Raw genomic sequence first — 24,397 nt, forward strand, 5'->3', positions numbered from 1 at the left:
AAATGAATGTCGATTATCAGACAATAATAAGCACTTTGAGCCAGGTCGTTTGGCCCTTGGTGCGTATTAGCGGTTTGATGCTGACAGTGCCAGTGTTTTCTTCGAATTTTATTCCTTCTCGTATCAAGGTTATCTTTGTTCTTGCCTTAGGTTGGGTTTGTTCTCCTTTTATCTCCTCGCAACTCTCGTTTTTGAATTTTAATGGCCTGTATTTGGTTTATATCATACAAGAGTTATTGCTGGGGATGTTGATGGGCTTCGCACTACAACTAGTGTTTCAAGTTTTTGTCTTAGGTGGACAAATTATTTCCATGCAAGCAGGTTTGGGTTTTGCGGTGATGGTCGATCCTGCCAGTAAAGCCAGTGTTCCATTAGTCAGTCAGTTATATTTGATGATGACTACTCTAAGTTTTTTAGCATTGAATGGCCATTTAACTTTGTTGGATGCGCTAATCAATAGTTTTAGTATGATGCCTATAGGTAAGGGAGCAATAGATAATACCATGGTGTGGCACGTACTAATGTTTTCAGGGTGGATGTTTAAAGAAGCCGTATTAATTTCAATTCCGGCCATATTATCGTTACTTATTGTTAGTTTCTCGTTTGGAATAATGGCGCGTGTGGCACCGCAGTTGAATATTTTTTCTTTAGGTTTTCCCATTACTCTATTAATGGCCATAATCGTTATCAAAATAGATTTGCCGGGTATGGGAGCAGAAATAGCTAGCAGTATTGAACAGGGAATGCATTTTATTAAAGGGATGTTACGTTAATGTCAGAGGAAGATCAGGCAGAAGATAAAACCGAACAGCCCTCGGCCAAGCGACTCAAAGAGTCGCGAGAAAAAGGGCAGGTTGCACGTTCCAAAGATTTTAATGCGACGGTAATTTTATTATTTACCGCCGTTGGCTTTCTCATTTTCGGTAAACAGCTTTCTTTGCATTTGGCCGATATGATGCGCCAATCCTTTGAGTTTGATACGCGAATACTTATTACTCCATCAGCGGTTTTCCCACGCTTGTATCTTTTAGCAAAATCAGGGATTTTAGCCCTTTGGCCCATATTAGCAGTGATTTTTTTCTTGTCTTTGGGAGCGCCCTTGCTTATGGGGGGCTGGGTGTTTAGTAGTCAGTCGCTGCAACCTAAAATGTCGCGGTTAAATCCATTAAAAGGGTTTAAGCGCATGGTTTCTTTAAAAGGATTTGTTGAAATGTTTAAATCCTTTTTTAAATTTATTCTTGTAGCAGGCATTGCTATCGTGGTTCTTAAAGCCCAGGTTCCTTCTTTATTAGCCTTAAGTAATGCACCTTTAGAAACAGCGATCATTAATGGGGGATTTATTATTGTTAAGTCCTTTCTCTTTATTTCGGCAAGCTTAATTTTAATCGCTGCGGTGGATGTCCCTTTTCAACTTTATGAGCACAACAAGGCAATAAAGATGACTAAGCAAGAACTAAGAGATGAATATAAAGAAACAGAAGGAAAACCAGAGGTAAAAAGTGCTATTCGCAGAGCACAACATGAGATAGCAAAACGGCGTATGATGAATGAAATTCCTAAAGCCAGTGTAGTGTTAACCAACCCCACTCATTATGCTGTCGCCATTAGTTATCAACAAAAAGGACATCGTGCTCCAGTCGTAGTGGCCAAAGGTAAGGATTTGATTGCTTTTCAAATCAGTAAGGAAGCTAAGAATCATAATGTGCCTATTATTTCTGTTCCTCCCTTAGCCAGAGCAATTTATTTCTCTACTAAATTAAACGCTGAAATACCAAGAGGATTATATATCGCTGTGGCTCAAGTATTAGCCTACGTCCTTCAATTGCGCGATAAACAGCGTTATGACCATAAACCTGAAATCTTACAAAGCGTGCCTATCCCACCAGATTTAGCACGTGAAGAAGAGGAAGACACTAAATGACAGCCGCTTTGCATTATTTAAATTACTGGATACGTCAAGGATTAGGCACTCCGCTAATGCTAATTATTATGCTTAGTATGATGATGCTGCCTTTGCCTCCTTTTTTATTGGATATATTTTTCACCTTTAATATAGCTTTATCTCTGGTGGTTTTATTGGCTGTTATCTATAGCGAAAGGCCGCTGGATTTTGCTGTGTTTCCTACTGTTATTTTAATTGCTACTTTATTAAGGCTCTCTTTAAACGTTGCTTCTACGCGTGTTGTTCTACTGAATGGGCATAATGGTACTGATGCAGCAGGACAGGTAATCAAATCATTTGGCGAAGTGGTCATTGGTGGAAACTACACCGTTGGATTAGTCGTGTTTATTATTTTGGTGGTGATTAATTTCGTAGTGGTTACTAAGGGTGCTGGAAGGGTATCAGAAGTTAGTGCCCGATTTACCCTGGATTCCTTACCCGGAAAACAGATGGCTATTGATGCGGATCTTAATGCGGGTCTAATTAATCAAGAGCAAGCCATAAAACGTCGTACAGATGTAGCTAAAGAGGCCGATTTTTATGGCTCCATGGATGGTGCTAGTAAATTCGTCCGTGGTGATGCTGTAGCGGGGATATTAGTACTGGTTATCAATATAGTTGGTGGATTAATTATAGGTATCCTGCAACACGGGATGAGTTTGGCGGATGCACTGCATAATTATATTTTATTAACTATAGGCGATGGCTTAGTGGCTCAGGTTCCATCCTTAGTTTTATCCACTGCAGCTGCCATTATTGTGACGCGAGTATCCAGCCCTCAGAATATGGGAAAAGAAATGGTCTCGCAGATTTTTTCCAATCCTCGCTCATTAATTATTGCTTCAGCCATTGTGGGATTGATTGGTGTTATTCCAGGTATGCCTCATATTGCGTTTATATTGTTATCAGCAGGTTTAGCCGGAATAGCTTATTTATTCATTAGACAATCCAAAATTAAGAATGAACAAGAAAGTAATAAAGAAAGTGAACAAATTACCCAACTTAAAGATCCGGCCGCAGCAGAGCTCTCTTGGGATGATGTAAACCCAGTCGATGTGATTAGCCTCGAGGTTGGTTATAGGTTAATTCCTTTGGTCGACAGTGCGCAGGGAGGTGTTTTATTGTCGCGTATTAAGGGGGTGCGGAAGAAAATATCTCAAGAATTAGGATTCTTAATTCCTTCTGTCCACATTCGGGATAATTTGGATCTCAAACCGAATCACTATAGGATTAGTTTAGCGGGTGTCATTATGGGGGAAGCAGCAATACATCCAGACAAATGGCTGGCGATTAATGCGGGACAGGTTTTTGGCACTCTTGAAGGAATAGCGGGTAAAGATCCTGCTTTTGGCATGGAGGCTGTTTGGATTAATGAAAATCAAAAAGAACAAGCACATACCCTAGGGTATACGGTAGTTGATGCTTCTACGGTAGTGGCAACTCATTTAAGTCAAATATTGGATCTCAATAGTCAGCAGTTATTGGGATATGAAGAAACTCAGCAACTTTTAGATAAGCTGGCGGTGAGTTCTCCAAAATTGGTAAAAGAACTGGTACCTGACGGACTTACGCTAGGAATGGTTAGTAAGATATTACAGGGCTTATTAATAGAACATATTCCTTTGACGGATATTAGAACTATAGTCGAAACTTTGGCGGAGAACGCGCCAAAATCTAAAGATGTCGAATTTTTAATTAGTCAGGTTCGCATCTCTTTATCAAGATTAATCACTCAAAAAATCAGTGGGTTAAACGAAGAATTACCAATTATCACTTTAAAACCAGAGTTGGAACAATTATTGCAGAATACTATTCATAATAGTGGTGCAGGGGGCGTCAGTTTTGAGCCGGGTATGGCAGATAAGATTCAAAACTCCTTGGCACAGTTTGCTGCACAACAGCAATCCAAACAAGAAAGCACTGTTTTAGTAGTACAACCTGGAATAAGGTCTGTTTTGGCACGATTTGTGCGTAATATATCCAGTGACTTCCATGTTTTGTCCTATCAGGAAATTCCTGATAATAAACAAATAAGAATAATTGGTACTGTGGGATAGTCACACTCGTTACGAGTATAAATGGCAGGAGGCTTTATGAAATTAAAACGCTTTGTCGCAGCGGATACCCGAAGCGCCATGCAACAAATTAAGGCAACTTTTGGCCCTGACGCAGTCATTTTGTCTAGTCATCATGTAGAGGGTGGGGTTGAAGTCGTTGCGGCTATTGATTTTGATGAATCAATTTTATCAACTCAAGCTGCCATTGCCACTGCTGAGCCTCCAACTCAGGCTGAAAAATATCCTCCACAGACTCCTATTGATGATATGCGTCAAGAAATTCAAACGCTAAGAGGCATGCTTGAGGCGCAATTAAGGGGCAATGTTGGTGGTAGTGAGCCTTTGCATACTGTATTGCTACAAAAACTCCTGTACCTTGGGGTCAGCCATACTACTGCGGCAGTTTGGGCGCGTACAGTCAATCCCAATTTAAACCAGCAACGAGCTTGGCAGGCCATATTAGCCCATATTTCAGAACTATTGCCTATTCGTGATACCCGCAGAATAGAAGAAGGTGGTATTTATGCTTTTGTTGGGCCCACAGGTGTTGGAAAAACGACAACGCTCGCCAAAATTGCGGCGCGCTTTTCCTTAAGATTTGGCGCTGACAAATTGGGTTTAGTCACCATGGATACCTATAGGATAGCAGCGCAGGAGCAATTAGTTCTTTACGGAAAAATATTAGGGGTAAAGGTCTGTGTTGCCCAGGATGAAGTTTCTTTGGCTCGGGTGTTACGTCAATTAAGTGATAAAAAATTAATCTTGATTGATACCGCGGGCATGAATCCAGCTGATGAGCGAGTCATCCAACAAATGCACGTTTTAGGCACTTATCTACAATCTATTGCTAAGGTATTAGTTTTACCTGCAACCAGCCACTATCAGGTTCTTATTGATGCCATTAGACGATACCAAACCAATCATTCGGTCGATCAATGCATCATTACCAAATTGGATGAGTCCTTAGCAGTAGGCGGCGTACTCAGTGCCGTTATTGAATCTGGTTTAGGGGTAAGTTATTTAACACATGGTCAACGCGTACCAGAAGACATCAAGATGGCCACGCGTCACCAACTTGTTGAGTTATTTGCTCAGCAAGAACTTCAATTGTTCCAAGCTGAACACGAAAGTAGCGGGGGACAAGGGCGTGTTGGGAGGGAGTATTATGTCTAAAATCAACAAAAGCATTAAAGATCAGGCTTCTGGTCTTAGGAATTTGTCGCGGACTAAGCCTGTTAAGGTCATAGCAGTCACAGCAGGTAAAGGAGGGGTTGGCAAAAGTAATGTCTCAGTTAATTTAGCCGTTGCTTTAGCTCAGCTCAATAAAAGTGTGATGCTATTGGATGCCGATTTGGGATTAGCTAATATTGATATTATGTTAGGACTACATACAAAATATAATTTATCCCATGTAATTCAAGGAGTTTGTCATTTAAGCGATATTATTTTACAAGGGCCTAATGGGATTAGGGTCATTCCAGCCGCTTCTGGTACTGAGTTTATGACTCAACTCACTCAAGCAGAGCATGCGGGGTTAATTGATGCTTTTAATGAGTTAACGGATGATTTGGATTATATGATTATTGATACTGCGGCGGGAATTTCCGATACAGTATTAAGCTTTACCCGATCATCTCAAGAATTAATTGTGGTTGTTTGCGATGAACCTACTTCATTAACCGATGCTTATGCTTTAATTAAAGTAATGAGTAAGCGCTATGAATGGACTCATTTCCATATTTTGGCCAATATGGTTAGAAATTTAAAGGATGGACGCGATTTATTTAATAAATTACTTAGAGTTTCCGAACAATTTCTTGATGTTCATCTAGACTATTTAGGAGCGATTCCTTTTGATGAGCATGTGCATAAAGCGGTAAAGAAACAAAAACCGGTATTAATGGCCTACCCTGAATCTGATGCCACAGCAGCATTAAGGGATTTAGCAGAAAATGTTAGCAATTGGCCATTTAAATCATTATTAGGTGGTAACACGAGTTTCTTTTTAGAACGATTAGTATCAGGTGATTTTTAAATTGTTCACTATAATTAAAATAGGTGTAATTAGGTTGACTGTATATTTTATTAATTATCAATTATCTTGTGCTGTTCTTGTAAGGAGAGTGTCGTGGATGCTTTAGCTGCATACAGCAAGGTAAATCAACAAACCCAGGAAACACTGGTAAAGGGACATGCTATATTAGTTAAGCGTATTGCTCATCATTTGCTTGGACGTTTACCACAAAGTGTTCAACTTGATGATTTAATACAGGCTGGGATGCTTGGTTTATTGGAAGCTGCAAGACATTATGATTCGTCTAAGGGGGCTTCATTTGAGACTTATGCTGGAATTCGTATCCGAGGGCATATGCTTGATGAAGTAAGACGTAATGATTGGGTACCTCGATCAGTTTATCGTAATTCGAGAATGATTTCTGAGGCTGTAAAACAGGTGGAGCACCGATTAGGGCGTGAAGCTAAGGACTATGAAGTAGCCGAAGAGTTGGATATTCCTTTGAATGAATACCATGAAATGCTGCAGGATTCTGCCAGCAGTCATTTATATGGTTTTGATGACTTGGGGGTAACAGATGATCTTTTGTATGCAGAAGGAGGAGGGGAGTCGACTGAGCCTCATGTCAATGCGCTACACAGTGACTTAATGAGTCGCTTAACGGATGTCATCGGGGGATTACCTCATAAGGAACGTGTTGTATTGTCCTTATATTATGAACAGGATTTGAATTTGAAAGAAATTGGAGAGGTTTTAGAAGTCAGTGAGTCTCGAATTTCGCAAATTCTTAGTCAAGCAACCCACCGTATCAAATCACGGTTATTGGAATAAATAAATAACAATGGATGCACTAACACTTATAGGTTTATTAACTGGTTTTCTTGCTATTATCATGGGACAAATGATTGAGGGGGGAAATATACACTCCCTCCTCAATGAGGCGGCTTTACTCATTGTTTTGGGTGGGACTTTGGGCGCAGTAATGGTACAAACGCCTATGCACACCTTTTTGAGAGCGTTTAGAATTTTACCCTGGATTCTCAGACCTCCTCGAATTGGTTTTGATGAATACAGAAATTTGTTAATTGAATTAGCTCGAAAAGCACGCCAATTAGGATTGCTTTCTTTGGAAGATCATTTAGAGGTAGAAAAAAATCCTATAGTAAATAAAGGTCTTGAGTTATTGGTTCTTGGTGTAGATAAGATAACTATTAGACAAGTTTTGGAGTCAGAGATAGATCATGATGAATCTCAAGATTTACGTGCTGCGCAAGTTTTTGAAAGCATGGGGGGATATAGTCCTACCATAGGAATTTTGGGCGCTGTTTTAGGATTGATTCAAGTAATGAGGAATTTAGCCGATCCTGGAAGTTTGGGGTTAGGTATTGCTGTAGCGTTTGTGGCTACCATTTATGGTGTGGGTTTAGCTAATCTTATATTCTTGCCTGTGGCGAGTAAGTTAAAAAGTTGTATCGCCCGCAAGGTACATTTTGATGAAATGCTTGTAGAAGGACTGGTGGCTATAGCCGGAGGTGAAAGTCCTAATATGCTACAACTGAAATTGAACAACTTTGGCCAGCATAAAAAACATGAGATCAAGACGCAATAAACAAGAAGAGCATATTGATAGTCACCGATGGGTTGTATCCTATGCGGATTTTATTACCCTTCTATTTGCCTTTTTCGTGGTGATGTATGCTATTTCTTCGGTTAACGTATCTAAATACCGTTCACTTTCAGATGGAATGAAATCAGCATTTAATAAAAAAGATCAAAATAAAGCGACTGAATCAACTGATAAAAAAGCTGATGGTCCCAACGATAAAAAGACCAGTGGTAAGTATAGAGATGGTCTTGATGATCTAAATAAGTCACTGTCTGAACTAGAGAGTGGTGATTTTAAAATTAGCCGGCAAGAAGGTTGGATCGAGATGGATATTAAAGCCGGTTCTATGTTTGCCAACGGAACGGCTGATTTAACCCCCGAAGCATTGGTGAAACTAATGCAACTTGCTGCTAAAGTAAAAGATCTTCCTTATCCTATTGTGGTTGAGGGTTATACAGATGATGTACCTATAGAAACCCCTCAATTTCCATCGAATTGGGAGTTATCAGCAACCCGAGCAGCTACTGTTGCTCGTATTTTAAACAGTTATGGAATCTCTAATGATCGCCTTTTAGTGACTGGATATGGAGATCAGTACCCTATTGCAGATAACTCGACTGAAGAAGGACGAAGCCAGAATCGACGGGTAGATATAATTATTGCTAAAAATAGGGGGGTTGATAGATTGACTAATCCTGAAATGGGCCAGCCACATAATGTGATGTTCAATGTAGGTCCAGCAGTAGACCCAATAGTAGTTCCTAAAGCAGCAACAAACCAACAAGATCCGGTTAAAAAGGAAAATAAATGATAAATATCGTTCTGTTCTTTAATGTCATTATTTTTTTATGCATAGGCAGTTTTTTATTAAGTCATAGAAAACAATTAATTGTTTTACGAGAAAATATGAACTCATTAGAACAATCTATGGCGCAGATTGTAAAAGATCATCCAATCCTCGTTAGCGCTGATTTATTATTTGCCAAACAATTAAGAGAAATTAATGCGCAGTTAATTAGTATGGATAATCAACTACAGGATTTAGAAAATAAACGTGATAATGATGGCGGCTATCAGCATGCATTGAGGATATTGGAAATGGGGGGCGATAGAGATGAAATTATTTCCAGTTGCCACTTATCTAATGCAGAAGCCGAGTTGTTAATGAATTTGCAAGCGTATCGATCTGCTTTAAAAGTATAATTATTTATACAGTCTAATTGTACTCGCTCTAGTGGCTTTGCCTCTTATCTTCGTAGAAGCCGCGCCTTAGCCTAAATCGAAATAATGCGCTTTAACGCGCAGCAATGTAGGGTAATTTGTTGCCCGACATTGACATAATTATTCTTCCCCTATGTTTCACTTTATAAATATAGATATTCAATTTGTCTTGTATTTAGCGATAACAAATTATTTACTATAGCTAGAAAGAGACTTTCACTGTAAAATCCTATCCTTATTTTTGTATTATTTTGGTAAGAGACATTCATGTTAGAAGTGAATCAGATAAATCTTAATTTAATTGACTTAGGGCAGCGTATTGAATCCCTTAGGGGGTATCTTTGACTTTGAAGGGAAAAGTGAGCGCCTGGAAGAAGTCACCCGTGAATTAGAATCATCGACTATTTGGGATAATCCTGAGCAAGCACAAGCCTTGGGGCGTGAGCGCACTCAACTCGAAGCAATAGTGGTTACTTTGACGCAATTGCATCAATCCATTATTGATTTAACAGAGCTTTTTGAACTTGCTAAAGAAGAAAATGACGAGCAGACGATCGCTGATGTTGGCGAAGAATTAAACTCTGTCGAGGGACAAGTTGCTGGATTAGAGTTTCGTCGCATGTTTTCTGGCAAAATGGATGATTGTAGTGCTTACCTTGATATTCAATCCGGTTCAGGTGGAACTGAAGCTCAAGATTGGGCTGAGATGATTCTACGAATGTATCTGCGTTGGGGAGAGCAGCATGGTTTTACCACAGAGTTGATTGAATGCTCTCCTGGTGAAGTCGCAGGGATTAAAAGTGCTACTATTCACTTCACCGGTGAATATGCTTTTGGATGGTTGCGTACCGAGACAGGGGTTCATCGTTTAGTACGAAAATCTCCTTTTGATTCAGGCAATAGACGCCATACTTCTTTTGCAGCTGTGTTTGTTTCGCCTGAAGTGGATGATGATATAGAAATAGAAATCAATCCAGCTGATTTGCGTATCGATACCTATAGGGCATCTGGTGCAGGAGGACAGCACGTTAACAGAACTGATTCTGCTGTGCGTATAACCCATGAGCCTAGTGGTATAGTAGTTCAATGTCAGAATGATAGAAGCCAGCATAAGAACAAAGATCAAGCAATGAAGCAACTGCGAGCCAAGTTATATGAATTGGAAATGCAGAAGAAAAATGCAGAGCAGCAAGCTTTGGAAGCATCTAAATCAGACATAGGATGGGGATCGCAAATTCGCTCTTATGTTTTAGATCAATCACGTATTAAAGATTTGCGCACTGGAGTTGAAACGAGTAATACCCAGGCGGTATTAGATGGCGCATTAGATCAATTTATTGAAGCCAGTTTAAAGGCAGGAGTAGGACAGCATGACTGAAGAACATTTAGATGAAAGTGAAGTATACCATATTCGCAAACAGAAATTAGCCGAATTACGTACTGACGGTTTTAATTTTCCCAATCAATTTCGTCGCGAACATTTAGCTGACAAATTAATGGAACAATATGCTGATATTGAAAAAGAGACTTTAGCTCAGCAACAAGTGAAGGTCGCTGTTGCGGGACGTATCGTTCTAAGGCGTATTATGGGTAAGGCCAGTTTCTTCCATATCCAAGATGTCTCTGGGCGTATGCAGGTTTATATTCGTGCCAATGATCTTCCTGAAGTATATGAGCAATTTAAGCATTGGGATTTAGGCGATATCGTTGGTGTTAAAGGGGAACTCTTTAAAACGAATACTGGTGAGTTGACTGTAAATGCCGAACACGTTGAATTATTAACGAAATCGTTAAGACCCTTGCCTGATAAGTTCCATGGTTTGGCCGATCAAGAAATGAAATATCGCAAACGCTATGTTGATTTGATTGCTAATGAAGAAAGCAGACAGACCTTTTTAGTACGCTCTCGTCTGATTCAGGCTGTAAGACAATTCATGGACAAAAATCATTATCTAGAAGTAGAAACCCCCATGATGCACCCCATTCCAGGAGGAGCTGTAGCACGTCCTTTCATTACGCATCATAATACACTGGATATGACACTTTATTTGCGTATCGCTCCAGAGCTTTATTTGAAACGCTTGGTAGTTGGTGGTTTTGAACGCGTCTATGAGATTAATCGTAATTTCCGTAATGAGGGAATTTCTACGCGGCATAACCCTGAATTTACTATGATTGAATTCTACCAGGCTTATGCTGACTATAAAGATTTAATCGTTTTTACAGAACAGTTATTACGCCATTTATGCGATGCGGTTTTAGGTACTAGAGAAGTAGAATACCAAGGCCAATTTATTGATTTTAATAAACCTTTTATGCAAATGAGCGTTAAAGAAGCGATATTAAAATACCATCCTCAAATTAGTGCTCAGCAATTGGAGACAGCAGAGGAATGTAAAGCCTTGTTGGACAATTTAAAATTGCCTTATCAAATAACAGATGGCTTGGGTAAATTACAGATGACTATTTTTGAAGAAACAGTAGAGCATCAATTATTCCAACCTACATTTATTACAGAATATCCGACGGAAATTTCTCCTTTAGCAAGACGAAGTGATTCAAATCCTGAAGTTACTGATAGATTTGAATTTTTTATCGCAGGGCGTGAAATTGCCAACGGTTTCTCTGAGTTGAATGATGCCGAAGATCAGGCGGAGCGTTTTTATAAACAAGTAGCCGAAAAGGATGCTGGAGATATGGAGGCTATGCATTTTGATAGTGACTATATCGAGGCATTGGAATATGGATTACCTCCAACAGCTGGTGAGGGAATAGGTATTGATAGATTAGTGATGTTGTTTACTAATTCACAATCTATTCGTGATGTAATTTTGTTCCCACAATTAAGACAATAATAGGGCTTATTACGATTATTAAATTAAGAGTGCGGTGCTCAGAGGACGTTGTTAAGAAGCAATTATTCCTTATGGGATAATTATGAGCCGTTCGGGCTGAGGCGGAGCGAAACTCCGCCTCGAAGCCTCGTATCAGAATTGGCAAGGCCTTTCGAGACTTCGGACAGGCTTCGAGACAGCGCTAAAGCGCTTCCTCAGCCCGAACGGATCGATGGAGCGTATGGAAAGTCTCTTAACCTCACAGTCATGAACCAATGGCTCAGCCTACTTTTAATTTGCATTTGTTTCATTATTCTCCAATGTGGAGAAGGCATTATAAGTGGAATAATACTGCACTGACACGAAAACTCGCCTCGCCCGTGAGGATTCGAAATATCTTAACTTAATGGCAGTGAGGGCTAGGGATAAGGTATTAGATAGGTCTTTGTTCCTTAATCTGATCTCTGGATAAACAATAGGACTTAGGTAAAAACGATTGATGCCAGAGACTCTAATTCGTTGCAACTCCTAAATAATTTTACTAGGTGATTTATGTTAGTTCGTCTGATTCAAAAGCTTGCTTTGTATACTAAGGAAGTACAGGATACGGTATTATTTGGTTTAATGTCTGATTCTCAACTTTTTTCGGCACTTAGTGCTTCTCCCATACTTTATACCATGCTGCCATTTATCGGAATATTAATGACGATAACGGCTATAATCAATGGTTATCACTTAGCCAAAGCAAGCAATAAGAATTTTGATCAGTGGTTTAACTTTATCACTTCTGTAGGCTGCGCGATATTAGCTAGTATTTCACTTTATGGTGCTGCATTAGCCGCAATCTATGATTTTACCTTTGTAGCGGGGCCGTGGTTTTTCTTTGGTAGTTCTGCGTTAGCATTCATGCATCAATCGGTGATGTTTGGTCTTAATCTTTATAGGGCTTATGAGTCATTGTCCGGATCTGCTCAACGCATGCATTATGTGCAGGCTGCTTTAAATAACCTATTTATGATGGGATTGTTAACTGCCGTGATTGGGGCTGTTACTTTTGTAATGCTTTTCCCTGCGGTTGCTCCAGCATTAGGCTCTGTTTTTGCTTTGACTGCTGTAGCTTTTACTCTCCTGGATATTGCTTGGAGAGTTATTCCTCATAATTGGAAACTGTTTATAAAAGGATTACTTTTTTTAGGAAAGCCAGAGTCAACACTACCTCAAGCTGAAGTAGCTAATGCCCCTGAGTTAGTGAGTACATTAGATAGCAATGTCAATAATGAAGCACAGCATCATAGATTATTTACTCGCCCTGATTATAGTGCTGCGGTAAGAGAGATGACAAAGGAGAAGGGGAAAGAATATCTTCATCAAGTCATTATACGGAAGATAGCTGTTTTAGATAATCCTTCTGTGCCGCAGACTGATAAAACTCGCCAAAAGGTAGACTGTCTTTCGGTAATAGAGCGGGCTTTAGAGAGTCATACAAAAATAGATAAAGCCGATTTATTAGAAAAATATCCTTTGGTATTCCAAAATTTTTGGTCAGAAAAAAGTGATGTAGAGCAAATACTTGATGCAGCTAAGTTAGTTATTGCTAAGTTCGAACAACGCAATATGGTTGTTGATGTGCCCGTTGTTGAGTTGGATGCAGCTGTTTGTAGATTGTGAGTGTTTCATAATGGTCTTAAAGGTTTCATTGATACTCGTAGCAGTCAGGCTAATGGATCTTAACCGTTTATGAGGAGCTATATTTTGCGGATGTTAAGCGAAACGCTCGTCGAGTTTAGCTAGATTCGAATTGCCGACAAAGCCGGCATCCATCAATCTTTCAGCATCCTATGGATACCGGCTTTCGCCGGTAATTCATCTAAAAAAGGCCTTGTTTCAAATTTGTTGTGGTGGAGAAAGGGCGATTTAGTGGGCGTGACGAATAAAAACAGTCGCTCCATCAAACCCAAGAGCCCAACCGTAATAGCTGAGCTATTACGTGTCGTGCTGTTTGCTTGTGATAAGACAATATACGGTTTTATCACAAAGTGAATAATTGGCGATCTACTTCTTCAACCAATTTTATTGATTCAGCTCGTTCTTGTTTAAAGAAGTTACTCGCTTGCCCAAAGGAAACCACTTGGATGATTACATTAGCAATTGTTTTTAATAGATTGGTTAGATAAGTACCCCAACCTAAATCTCTTTCAAGCACAGGTCTTGTTTCTTCGATTGCGGTTTGACAGGCGAGTTTAAAGTCTTTAGCGGCTTCATCAATATTCATATCTAGATTATTAAGACTAGCGAGGTAGCTGATCTTGGCATCTTCTAATGCAATTAATAGACACTCAGCAGCATTTTGAGCTTCTTTAAAGTGATGTTGATCGATACCACCAATTTCTTGTGTTAGATCACCAAGGATCTTATTAATTCTTTGCTTTTCTGAGCTTATAATGTTTTGGCGAGTCTGCACGCGTTGCTGTTCGAGTTTAGCTCGGCGCTGCTCATCATCGATTCGTTGCTTTTCTTCTTGAGCTTTGTTCTGCTCATCAGCGATTCGTTGCTTTTCTTTTTGAGCTTTGCGTTGCTCTTCAGCGATTCGTTGCTTTTCTTCTTGAGCTTTGCGTTGCTCTTCAGAGGGGCGTTGTTTTTCTTGAGCTTTGCGTTGCTCATCAGCGAGTCGTTGTTTTTCTTCTTGAGCTTTGCGTTGCTCATCAGCGAGTCGTTGTTTTTCTTCTTGAGCTTTGCGTTGCTCATCAGCGAGTCGTTGTTTTTCTTCTTGAGCTTTGCGTTGCTCATCAGCGAGTCGTTGTTTTTCTTCTTGAGCTTTGCGTTGCTCATCAGCGAGTCGTTGTTTTTCTTCTTGAGCTTTGCGTTGTTCATCAGCGAGTCGTTGTTTTTCTTCTTGAGCTTTGCGTTGCTCATCAGCGAGTCGTTGTTTTTCTTCTTGAGCTTTGCGTTGTTCATCAGCGAGTCGTTGTTTTTCTTCTTGAGCTTTGCGTTGTTCATCAGCGAGTCGTTGTTTTTCTTCTTGAGCTTTACTCTGTTCTTCCGCCAGGCGTTGTTGTTCGAGTTGTGCTTTGAGCTGTTCTTCTAAATGTTGCTGTTCGAGCTCATTTTTATGCTGATTCAGAAGATCATAATAAGCAAAAATTATGTTCTCTTTCTGGTCTTCATTTATATTGTTAAATAATGCTTCAGGAACACAGCTGTAATCCTTCTGCGATAATTGAATGACTAGATTGGTAATAGCTTCTAAACCTTGTTGATTACATTGAAAATTCTGGTAATAAATTACTCCCTGAGCTCTTTGATAAGTGAACTCAATATAATTCTTATACTGATTTAAGATATCTAAATAAGCAAAAGTTACATCTCTTCTCTGGTTTTCATCTAGATCTTCCATCAGTTGTCGAGGAACATTGCTATAATTACCCGATGACAATTTAGGTATTAGATGAGTAATAATTGCCAAACTTTGCCTATCGCATTGAAAATTCTGTTGGTTAATTACATCTAGAGCCTTTTGAAAAAGAGCTTCAATATAATTCTTATGCTGATTTAAGCAATCTAAATAAGCACCGATCACTGATGATTTTGAGTGTTCTTCGAATAATGAGGGGGGGATGCTTCCATAATCACCTACATTTATTTGATTGATTTGGCTATTAATGATAACTAAACCCTGCTGAGTGCATGGAAAATTTTGTTGTGAAATTACGTGATGGACTGTTTGATAAAGAAATTCAATATAATTTTTACGCTGATTTAAGCAATCTAAATAAGCACCGGTCACTGATAATTTTGAGTTTTCTTCGGTAATATTTTGAAATAATGAAGGGGGTATGCTTCCATAATTACCTTCATTTATTTCATTGATTAGGCTATTAATGGCTACTAAACCCTGCTGAGTGTCTGAAAAATGTTGTTGTGAAATTACGTCATGAGCTCTTTGATATAAAAATTCAATCCAGTTTTTATTTTGATTTAATACATCATAATAAGCAACGATATAGTTTTGGTGTTTCGCGTCATCTACATCGGCAAATAGTTCTTTAGGGACTCCACTGTGATTATTCTGTGATAATTGATCCATTAATGTAGAAATAATCATCAATCCTTTCTGATTAGGCTGAATATTTTGTTGCGCAAATACTAATCTAGCCCTTTTGATTACCGTAATAATGTCCTCCTGTTGTCCTTCAAAGAATGCGAGACAGCGGTCTTTCGCTTCTTGAGACAAAGAACCGGTATATTGATAAAAAGGATTACCAGTAGACGGTAACTTGATTGAATCTATGGCTTTTTGGACGTTATCTAATCCCAAAAGGTTATAAGAAAAGTTTATAAAGAGTGCTGAATAAATTTGTTGTGCTACGTTGGCGTTTGTTTTACTTACATCTACTATTTGCTCTTTAATGTATTTTTTTAAAAAATCATCAAATTGATCTTCATTAAAATGAACGTCAATCTGAGGGTAATTAGATATGTAATATTGACGATATTTAAGATCTGTCAATACTTGGTATATCGTTGATATCATTTTAAATTTTTCTGTTAACTTTTCATCGCCACCATTTGTATCTGGATGATATTTGGGAGCCAACTTTTTATAGGCTTTTTTGATATCATTTAACAACTCTCCGTCAGTGGCGAATTTAGTTTTTTGAATCCCTAATATCTCTAGAAGTTTCATTATAATGGCTCCTTAGTCAACGCAATGCGACTCAGTGTATAGCATAAATATTAAGAAAATATTAAATGTTAGTTTGGAACTAGAAGTGCCTTCTATACAATAACTGAGGTCATAATATTTAATGCTGAAAATACGAATTGGTCTGTGGAGGGGCCATCCATTAAAGGCTATTTTTATTTATTTAAGCCAATAGAGGCGAGCAATAGAACCTGATTGGTGTTAATGCACCAACCAGGCTTCTGTATGGTTATCTATGTCCGTGAAAATGGGAGTGTCCCCCTACATGAGCGTCACTATGTCCATGAACATGACCGTTATCATTATGTCCATGATAATGGTTGCCACCAATACCACTATCATAGTGATGGTGGTGATGGTTATATCCATCGGTGGTAACAACAGGTGTAAATATCGGATAAGAACCCCAACCTGAGCGGTAGCCAGGTGTAGTGACCGTTGTATAGGTACTGTTCGCTCCACAGGAAAATAGGAAAGGTAATGCACAAATAGCACCGATGAGGAATAATGCACCAAAAATAGGGGCAAGAATAGGAAGTAGAGGGGTTGCTGCTGTTGCTGTTGCTGCTAGAGCAAAAGCTGCCTGGGCTGTTAAGGCTGTTGCGGCGGCTTTGCTCGCTATAGCGGCTATGGTTCCCGCCGTGAGTAGAGCTGCTGCAGTTAATGCTCCTAAGCACCCGAATATAAAATAGTAATTTGTTCCAGTATCTTCTGTTTTATCGGTTTTCGTTTTCATTGGTTACCCCATCTATTTTACTGGTTAAAAAATTGTATTTCTGCATAATTCAATTTTTATTGAATGTAGACTTTAATCGTAACTACTCGCCTAATACTCAACTTATGATCCTGTTTGTAGCCTGGGCGCAGCGTAGCGTAACCCAGGGGCCCTGAAATAAGTTCCTCATCAAGCACAATCTTAAGTCGACATCATCAACTACTCACTCCCTTTAGCATAAACCCTTATTCTAGAGCTCCTTAGCTGTATTCAGGATGGCGGAGAGGATTGGAATTTGTTTATAATTAGGACATAATTAACAAGTTCCTCTCTACGCGATTCGGATTTTAACTTATTCATGTCAAAAGTCATAACTTTTTTATCAAAATTGTAAAATTTAATTTGGAATTAATGTGTTAAATGTAAACATGTTCAACACCAAAGAGAAGTATGGCTTTGTATGGATAACAATTTTTTATCAAATTCACCATATTCATAGCGTCCTTTTCTTTGGTACGCTATCGATTGATTAGACATTGGATTGTGATTTTTCGAATGGGAGTTAGGACTAGATGGTTTTGTCGGGCAATTGGTTGCCCGACCTATCTCTTTTGTTGGGTCTAGATCCAACCTACTTAATGACATGCTGCCAAGTTAAGGAGTAATTGTAGGTTGGGCTCCTGGTTCAACAAAGGAGAGATTTAAAGAATACTTTTAATCCTCATCGTCCCAGCTTAAAGTACCACCTGCTTGATACTCAATAACTCGGGTTTCAAAGAAGTTTTTCTCTTTTTTGAGATCCATCATTTCACTCATCCATGGGAAGGGATTTTCCGCGCCTGGATATTGTTCACTTAAACCAATTTGGCTGAGGCGACGATTTGCAATGAAATGTAAATATTCTTCAAACATTTCTGCATTCATTCCCAATATACCATGTGGCATAGTGTCTTTAGCATATTGGTACTCTAATGCCACCCCGTCTCTAACAAGCTGAATTATTTCTTCTTTAAACTCAGGTGTCCATAAATGAGGACTTTCAATTTTAATTTGGTTGATCACATCAATACCAAAATTCATATGCATGGATTCATCACGTAAAATGTATTGGAACTGCTCTGATGTACCTACCATTTTATTACGACGTCCCATAGATAGGATCTGAGTAAAGCCAACGTAGAAAAAGATACCTTCAAATATGACATAAAAAGCAATCAAATCACGTAATAGGCGCTGATCGTTTTCAGTAGTCCCTGTGTGGAAACTCTCATCTCCTAAACTTTGAGTGAAAGGTAATGCCCAAGCTGCCTTTGTAGCTACAGAAGGTATTTCTCTATACATGTTAAATACTTCTGCTTCATCAAGCCCTAGACTTTCAATAATGTATTGATAAGCATGGGTATGAAGTGCTTCTTCAAACGCTTGACGCAATAAATATTGTCTGCACTCCGGATTGGTAATGTGTTTATAAACAGCAAGAACTAAGTTATTAGCAACCAATGAGTCCGCTGTAGAGAAAAAGCCTAAATTACGTTTAATTATTAAGCGTTCATCTTCAGTCAATCCATAAGGATCTTTCCATAATGCGACATCGGCACTCATGTTGATTTCATTAGGCATCCAATGGTTAGCACAAGCAGTTAAATATTTATCCCAAGCCCATTTGTATTTAAATGGAACTAATTGGTTTAAATCAGCACGGCAATTGATTATTTGTTTCTGATCTACTTGTATCCGTGCAGCTCCCATTTCGGGAATTTCTAGTCCTGTTGCGCCCAGAGTTCGGGGCGCAACAGCTTCATGTAAATTATTAAGCGACATTAAATTTCTCCTAATTATTGGCAAGCTTCGCAGTCTGGATCAAGAATAGAACATACCTTGGGAGCTTCCTCTATCAGTTTGACGGCGTTCAACGCACCATCAGTAACTGTTGATTTCTCTGCATTACTAGCACCTAAACTACGAAGGTAATAAGTGGTTTTTAATCCGCGTATCCATGCATGTGTATACAGTTGATCCAGTTTCTTACCTGATGGCTGAGCCATGTATATATTAAGCGACTGGGCTTGGTCTATCCATTTTTGGCGACGAGATGCTGCTTCTACTAGCCACATGGGATCAATTTCAAAAGAAGTGGCATAACGTTTTTTCAATTCTTCAGGAACCCGGCTAATTGGCTGTACACTACCGTTAAAGTATTTTAAGTCATTCACCATTACTTCATCCCAGAGATTAAGCGCTTTTAATTCAGCAACCAAATAAGGATTCACTACAGTGAACTCACCTGATAAATTGGATTTTACATACAAGTTTTGATAAGTAGGTTCAATTGATTGTGCAACACCGCAAATATTAGAGATAGTTGCAGTGGGAGCAATCGCCATGACATTAGAATTGCGCATACCTTGAGTACGAACTTTAATTCTTAATGTTTCCCAATCTAGACGTTGTGAGCGATCTTGGTCTAAATATTGGTCTCGTGCCTGTTGCAGTAAATTAATTGAGTCAATGGGCAGAATCCCTTTGCTCCATAAAGAGCCTTCGTAAGTGGAGTAACTACCGCGCTCTTTAGCCAGATCACAAGATGCTTCAATTGCATAATAACTGATTAATTCCATAGAGGAGTCAGCAAACTCAATGGCTTCTTGAGAAGCGTAATCAATTTTTAATTCATATAGTGCATCTTGAAAGCCCATTAAACCCAAGCCAATAGGTCTGTGTTTCAAGTTAGAGTTCCGTGCTTGTGGCACTGAATAATAGTTAATATCGATCACGTTATCTAACATGCGGATAGCCGTGAAGATAGTACGCCTTAACTTTTCTTTATCCAGCTGACCATTTTTAATGTGTGCTGGAAGGTTAACACTACCCAAATTACATACCGCAATTTCTTCTTCAGAAGTGTTTAAAGTAATCTCTGTGCATAAGTTAGAACTATGTATTACACCAATATGTTGTTGTGGTGAACGGAGGTTACATGGATCTTTAAATGTAATCCAAGGATGTCCTGTTTCGAACAACATGGATAACATTCTACGCCATAGCTTGATTGCGGAAACAGTTTTAACATTGGTAATGATGCCTTGACGTGCTTTTTCTTCATAGTCCAGATACAGCTTTTCAAAAGCTTTACCGTATTGATCATGTAATTCTGGTACTTCATCTGGAGAAAATAAAGTCCAGTCTTGATCTTCATGCACACGCATCATAAATAAATCGGGTACCCACAGAGCGGTATTCATATCATGAGTACGTCGTCTGTCATCACCTGTATTTTTTCTTAATTCTAGGAATTCTTCCACATCTCTATGCCAACATTCTAGGTAGGCACATACAGCGCCTTTGCGTTTTCCACCTTGGTTTACAGCTACTGCAGTTGCATCAGCAACATTAAGGAATGGTACTACCCCTTGAGATTTACCGTTGGTTCCTTTGATATGAGCTCCCATAGCACGTACAGGAGTCCAATCATTACCTAGGCCACCAGCAAATTTAGAAAGTAGGGCATTATCTTTAATTGCACTATAAATGCCATCTAAATGATCGGGCACTGTCGTTAAATAGCAACTGGATAATTGAGGTCTTACTGTACCTGAATTGAATAAGGTAGGAGTTGAGGACATATAGTCAAAAGAAGACAGTAAGGTATAGAATTCAATTGCCTTGTCATCTTTATTCTTTTCACGTATAGCCAGCCCCATCGCAACGCGCATGAAAAAGGCTTGGGGTAGTTCATAACGTACGCCACGATCATGGATGAAATAACGATCATAGAGCGTTTGCAGACTTAAATAGGTGAATTTCATATCACGCTCAGGCAATAATGCCTTACCCAGCTTAGCCAAATCGAAATCAGCCATTTTGGCGTCAAGCATGCCTTGGGCTATACCATGACCTATGTAAGACTTGAAATAAGTGGGGTATAAGGCACTCATTTCATCAAAAGTTGCATCGGCTTTAATGTTTAATTTAGACAGGGCTTCCATACGTAGGGTGTCTAATAATAAACGAGCACTAACATAGGTATAATTAGGTTCTTTTTCGACTAACGTACGAGCAGACATAATCAATGCTTTGTGTACGTCTTCGAATTTTGCCTGATTATAAAGGTTACGTAATGCATCTTTAATCACGGGTTCTGCTGAGACGTGTTCTAAATTACGGCATGATTCAGTCACTATAGTTGTTACACGTTCCATATCTAGTGGCACTAATTCGCCATTAGGCATAGTAATTAACAGATTTTTGTTATCAGTAGGTTGTTGCACTTGATGTTGTCGTGCTTTGCGATGTTCTTCTCTATAAAGCACATAAGCGCGGGCTACTTTATAATGACCACCACGCATAAGGGCTAATTCTACTTGGTCTTGAATATCTTCAATATGAATAGCGCCGCCACTGGGTAGTCTACGTTTAAAGACTTGGGTTATTTGCTGGGTTACTTCTTCAATTTGTTTATAAATTCGATCAGAAGTAGGAGCTGTACCTCCTTCATCAGCTATAAATGCTTTAGTAATCGCTACTTTAATTTTGCTAGCATCGTAATTTACTACTTTTCCATTACGTTTTATCGTTTTAAGCAAACCAGGTGCATTAGCATTTAATTCCAGTTCACTTATTTGTGGAACCTCTGTTACCGGCTCAAGAATTTCGGACATTTTTCCTCCAGAAATAGATGTTTAACAGCCAAAACCAACTCACCAACTGTTATATTAAGTTTAGTTCAAGAATACCAAAAAAATCAATATATAGGGTTTTTAAAAGACAGGAATAACAAGATAATGTGTTTTTGCTCATTAAGCAAGAGAGTAATTTGGGAATATATTGTGGATAAGTTGTGAGTTAAAGATAATAAGTTGTTTTTAAAATCATATAACCGTTTATTTTCATATAACTTATATTTTTTTATAAAATTTTTATATTTTCTTGACGATTATGGCATCACTGACATTGGAAAAACCATGCACATTAAGGTGGAATGAATTAATATGAGCAAACAATTGACTGGAGCTCCCTCCATCTAAATTAATTGCATCCACACAAGAAAGCGGGGGTGATTTTAACCTTTTAGCCAGCTCATGGGTAGTCATTGCTGAATTGGTAGACACTAAAATAATGACTTTTCCATCTTTTGTAATTCCTAAAGCGGATCTATCTGCTATGCCGGGTTTTAGAGAAGGGATTTTTCCTTTAATTAGCAACCTAGGGCCACTTTGAATGGCAAATTCTATGTCATCATCGTGGGTAAAACGATGGACATTGGAAATGTAGGGTTTGTTGTCTTTTATGTAGAAAATCCCCCACCAACTAATACGTTTTAGTGGGTTTTCTAATTTTTTATTGTTGATTCTGAGTCCTAGTGGTTTAAATTCAGGATCAAAAAAACCACCATTGATACTAAGTAAGGCTTTAGAATGTTCTGCAAATTGATCTGCAGATGCATTTTTTAACGCAAGGTTTTTTGCTGTAACTAAAGCAATTCTGTTTTTATTAAGATCAATGCGAAAGGCATGAATATGCGACCAGGGGCTTAAAATTCCTCCCTCAAGATCTTGATATTCAATGCCGGAGGTTAATTCCCGCCATTCACCAGCAGTTGCATTAAAAGAAAACAGCAGGCTAGCAGCGAATAAAACTGAACTCACTACATAGCCTTTTAGAACTTGCTGTTTTGCAACAAATTTGGAAAGGAGACGATTAAGCCCTTTGCGACAAATTGTTGTAGAGGACGATTGCGTTGTCGCTAAGGCGCTCGAGTCCTCATGTACAGATGCGTACACTCTTGTTCTGAGCGTCATAATTCCTCTTTTTTTTCTCGCTACAGCAAATTTAATAAGAAGCCTATTGGTTTGCGAAGACATGTTATTGTATCCTTAACATCATTCAACACCACGGAATCCTTTATGCAAATTAAAACGCAACATAACAATAGTGAAGTACATAAGTCAACAACAGAATTAACTCGATTAATGAATGATGTGCTTGAACTAGCAAAAAAAGAGGGGGCTACAAATGCCGCAGTTGCAGTGAATAACGATAGAGGTTTTTCTGTCGATGTTCGTATGGGGCAAGTAGAAACAGTTGCTTTTAGCGAAGACAAGGGTGTTGGCCTGACCATATATATAGGGCAACGAAAAGGAAGTGCTAGTAGTACAGATACTTCGCCAGCTGCCTTGGAGTTATTAGTGCGAGCAGCATGCGATATCGCTCGAGTGAGTGCTGAAGATCCTTGTTTTGGGTTGGCTGATAAAGAGCTGATGACAAAAAATCATCCTGATCTGGATTTATACCATCCTTGGAATATTACTCCTCAAGAGGCTATAGAAATGGCGTTGCAATGTGAATCACACGCCTTATCGTTGGATAAACGTATTGCTAATTCAGATGGCGTCAGTGTGTCTTCTTATGAATCTCATCATGCATACGCGAATACTTATGGAGGAGAGGGTTTTATTCGTAGTACACGACATAGCATGAGTTGCTCCCTTATTGCAAAAGAGGGCGATGAAATGCAACGAGACTACGATTATACCACCGTTAGGGACGCTCAAAATTTAGTTGGTGTCCATACGATAGCGCAAAATGCAGTGGATAAAGCAGTTAGTCGTTTGCATGCGCAGCAGATTAAAACCCAGGAGGCTCCTGTCATTTTTTCTAACCGGGTTTCCAGTAGCTTATTGTCCAGTTTCATTGGTGCTATTAGTGGTTCTAATTTATATAGGAAAAACTCTTTTTTACTCGACTCTGTTGGAAAACAGATTTTTCCTGAATACATTCGTATTTATGAACAGCCCCACTTAAAAGGGGCATTAGGAAGTTCTCCATTTGATGCGGAGGGAGTATCTACACGGAATAACGTTTTTGTAGAGCAAGGACGGGTAATGCAATATGTTCTTGGTAGTTACTCCGCTCGTAAAATGGGGTTAAAAACCACAGCCAATGGTGATGGTGTTCATAATCTGACTGTTGATCCTACCGCTGGGGACGTAACCGAATTACTACAACTGATGGGTACCGGCCTATTAGTGACTGAATTGATGGGGCAAGGAGTTAATGGGATTACCGGAGATTATTCTCGCGGAGCTAGTGGCTATTGGGTAGAAAATGGTGTTATTCAGTATCCAGTGGATGAAATTACCATTGCAAGTAATTTAAAGGATATGTTTAGGATGATTCTTGCAGTTGGTGATGATCTAAATCCTAACATTGCAACTCGTTGTGGATCTATTTTAATTGAAAAAATGATGATTGCTGGTAAATAAAGTGATAACCGTTCACCTAATAGTGGCAATTTAAGATACAGGGT

At 39.0% G+C, this 24,397-nt stretch carries 18 protein-coding genes; 13 read left to right on the forward strand and 5 right to left on the reverse strand.

Features of this window, described 5'->3' with window-relative positions:
* Nucleotides 1–2: 2 nt before the first annotated feature.
* From fliR to LFA_RS04670, 12 genes are all read left to right on the forward strand, one after another.
* Complete coding sequence (fliR, locus tag LFA_RS04615; RefSeq protein WP_045095131.1) at nt 3–773, forward strand: flagellar biosynthetic protein FliR; 771 nt, start codon at nt 3–5, stop codon at nt 771–773.
* Nucleotides 773–1,921: a flagellar biosynthesis protein FlhB gene (flhB, locus tag LFA_RS04620; RefSeq protein WP_045095132.1), complete on the forward strand. Its 1,149-nt coding sequence runs from the start codon at nt 773–775 to the stop codon at nt 1,919–1,921. Before fliR ends, flhB begins: the two co-directional genes overlap by 1 nt.
* Nucleotides 1,918–3,999, forward strand: a complete 2,082-nt coding sequence (gene flhA, locus LFA_RS04625) for a flagellar biosynthesis protein FlhA (RefSeq protein ID WP_045095133.1) — start codon at nt 1,918–1,920, stop codon at nt 3,997–3,999. The genes flhB and flhA overlap by 4 nt, the downstream gene beginning before the upstream one ends.
* Before the next feature lie 36 nt (nt 4,000–4,035).
* Nucleotides 4,036–5,172 carry a flagellar biosynthesis protein FlhF gene (flhF, locus tag LFA_RS04630; RefSeq protein WP_045095134.1) on the forward strand — a complete coding sequence of 379 codons (1,137 nt, stop codon included), beginning with the start codon at nt 4,036–4,038 and terminating at the stop codon, nt 5,170–5,172.
* On the forward strand, nt 5,165–6,034 hold the full coding sequence (locus LFA_RS04635) for a MinD/ParA family protein (protein WP_045095135.1): 870 nt from the start codon (nt 5,165–5,167) through the stop codon (nt 6,032–6,034). Before flhF ends, LFA_RS04635 begins: the two co-directional genes overlap by 8 nt.
* Before the next feature lie 93 nt (nt 6,035–6,127).
* The gene (locus LFA_RS04640; protein ID WP_045095136.1) at nt 6,128–6,844 is read left to right on the forward strand and encodes an RNA polymerase sigma factor FliA; all 717 of its coding nucleotides are present in this window, start codon (nt 6,128–6,130) and stop codon (nt 6,842–6,844) included.
* Between the two features lie 10 nt (nt 6,845–6,854).
* Entirely contained in the window at nt 6,855–7,622 is a 768-nt protein-coding gene (locus LFA_RS04645) for a flagellar motor protein (RefSeq protein WP_045095137.1), read from the forward strand.
* Entirely contained in the window at nt 7,603–8,430 is an 828-nt protein-coding gene (locus LFA_RS04650; RefSeq protein WP_045095138.1) for a flagellar motor protein MotB, read from the forward strand. Before LFA_RS04645 ends, LFA_RS04650 begins: the two co-directional genes overlap by 20 nt.
* Nucleotides 8,427–8,822, forward strand: coding sequence for a DUF2802 domain-containing protein (locus tag LFA_RS04655; protein WP_045095139.1), 396 nt, complete (start codon nt 8,427–8,429; stop codon nt 8,820–8,822). Before LFA_RS04650 ends, LFA_RS04655 begins: the two co-directional genes overlap by 4 nt.
* Before the next feature lie 285 nt (nt 8,823–9,107).
* A protein-coding gene (gene prfB / locus LFA_RS04660) for a peptide chain release factor 2 (protein WP_157010283.1) occupies nt 9,108–10,218 on the forward strand; the annotation gives its coding sequence in 2 pieces (ribosomal slippage) (nt 9,108–9,182 and nt 9,184–10,218; 1,110 coding nt in all).
* Nucleotides 10,211–11,695 carry a lysine--tRNA ligase gene (gene lysS, locus LFA_RS04665; RefSeq protein WP_045095140.1) on the forward strand — a complete coding sequence of 495 codons (1,485 nt, stop codon included), beginning with the start codon at nt 10,211–10,213 and terminating at the stop codon, nt 11,693–11,695. Before prfB ends, lysS begins: the two co-directional genes overlap by 8 nt.
* 531 nt (nt 11,696–12,226) lie before the next feature.
* Nucleotides 12,227–13,342, forward strand: coding sequence for a hypothetical protein (locus LFA_RS04670; protein ID WP_045095141.1), 1,116 nt, complete (start codon nt 12,227–12,229; stop codon nt 13,340–13,342).
* A gap of 361 nt (nt 13,343–13,703) precedes the next feature.
* Here LFA_RS04670 and LFA_RS20130 read toward each other — a convergent pair whose 3' ends face one another.
* From LFA_RS20130 to LFA_RS04695, 5 genes are all read right to left on the reverse strand, one after another.
* Nucleotides 13,704–16,358, reverse strand: coding sequence for a J domain-containing protein (locus LFA_RS20130; RefSeq protein WP_052673855.1), 2,655 nt, complete (start codon nt 16,356–16,358; stop codon nt 13,704–13,706).
* A gap of 247 nt (nt 16,359–16,605) precedes the next feature.
* Entirely contained in the window at nt 16,606–17,112 is a 507-nt protein-coding gene (locus LFA_RS04680) for a hypothetical protein (protein ID WP_045095142.1), read from the reverse strand.
* 693 nt (nt 17,113–17,805) lie between these two features.
* The gene (locus tag LFA_RS04685) at nt 17,806–18,912 is read right to left on the reverse strand and encodes a ribonucleotide-diphosphate reductase subunit beta (RefSeq protein ID WP_045095143.1); all 1,107 of its coding nucleotides are present in this window, start codon (nt 18,910–18,912) and stop codon (nt 17,806–17,808) included.
* Nucleotides 18,913–18,926: 14 nt separating this feature from the next.
* The gene (locus LFA_RS04690) at nt 18,927–21,749 is read right to left on the reverse strand and encodes a ribonucleoside-diphosphate reductase subunit alpha (protein ID WP_045095144.1); all 2,823 of its coding nucleotides are present in this window, start codon (nt 21,747–21,749) and stop codon (nt 18,927–18,929) included.
* A gap of 258 nt (nt 21,750–22,007) precedes the next feature.
* Nucleotides 22,008–22,952, reverse strand: a complete 945-nt coding sequence (locus LFA_RS04695) for a phosphodiester glycosidase family protein (protein WP_231865906.1) — start codon at nt 22,950–22,952, stop codon at nt 22,008–22,010.
* A gap of 42 nt (nt 22,953–22,994) precedes the next feature.
* Here LFA_RS04695 and pmbA point away from each other — a divergent pair, with 42 nt between their 5' ends.
* Nucleotides 22,995–24,353, forward strand: a complete 1,359-nt coding sequence (pmbA, locus tag LFA_RS04700; protein WP_045095145.1) for a metalloprotease PmbA — start codon at nt 22,995–22,997, stop codon at nt 24,351–24,353.
* Nucleotides 24,354–24,397 lie beyond the last annotated feature (44 nt).

The sequence above is a fragment of the Legionella fallonii LLAP-10 genome (genome assembly GCF_000953135.1).
Classification (GTDB): domain Bacteria; phylum Pseudomonadota; class Gammaproteobacteria; order Legionellales; family Legionellaceae; genus Legionella; species Legionella fallonii.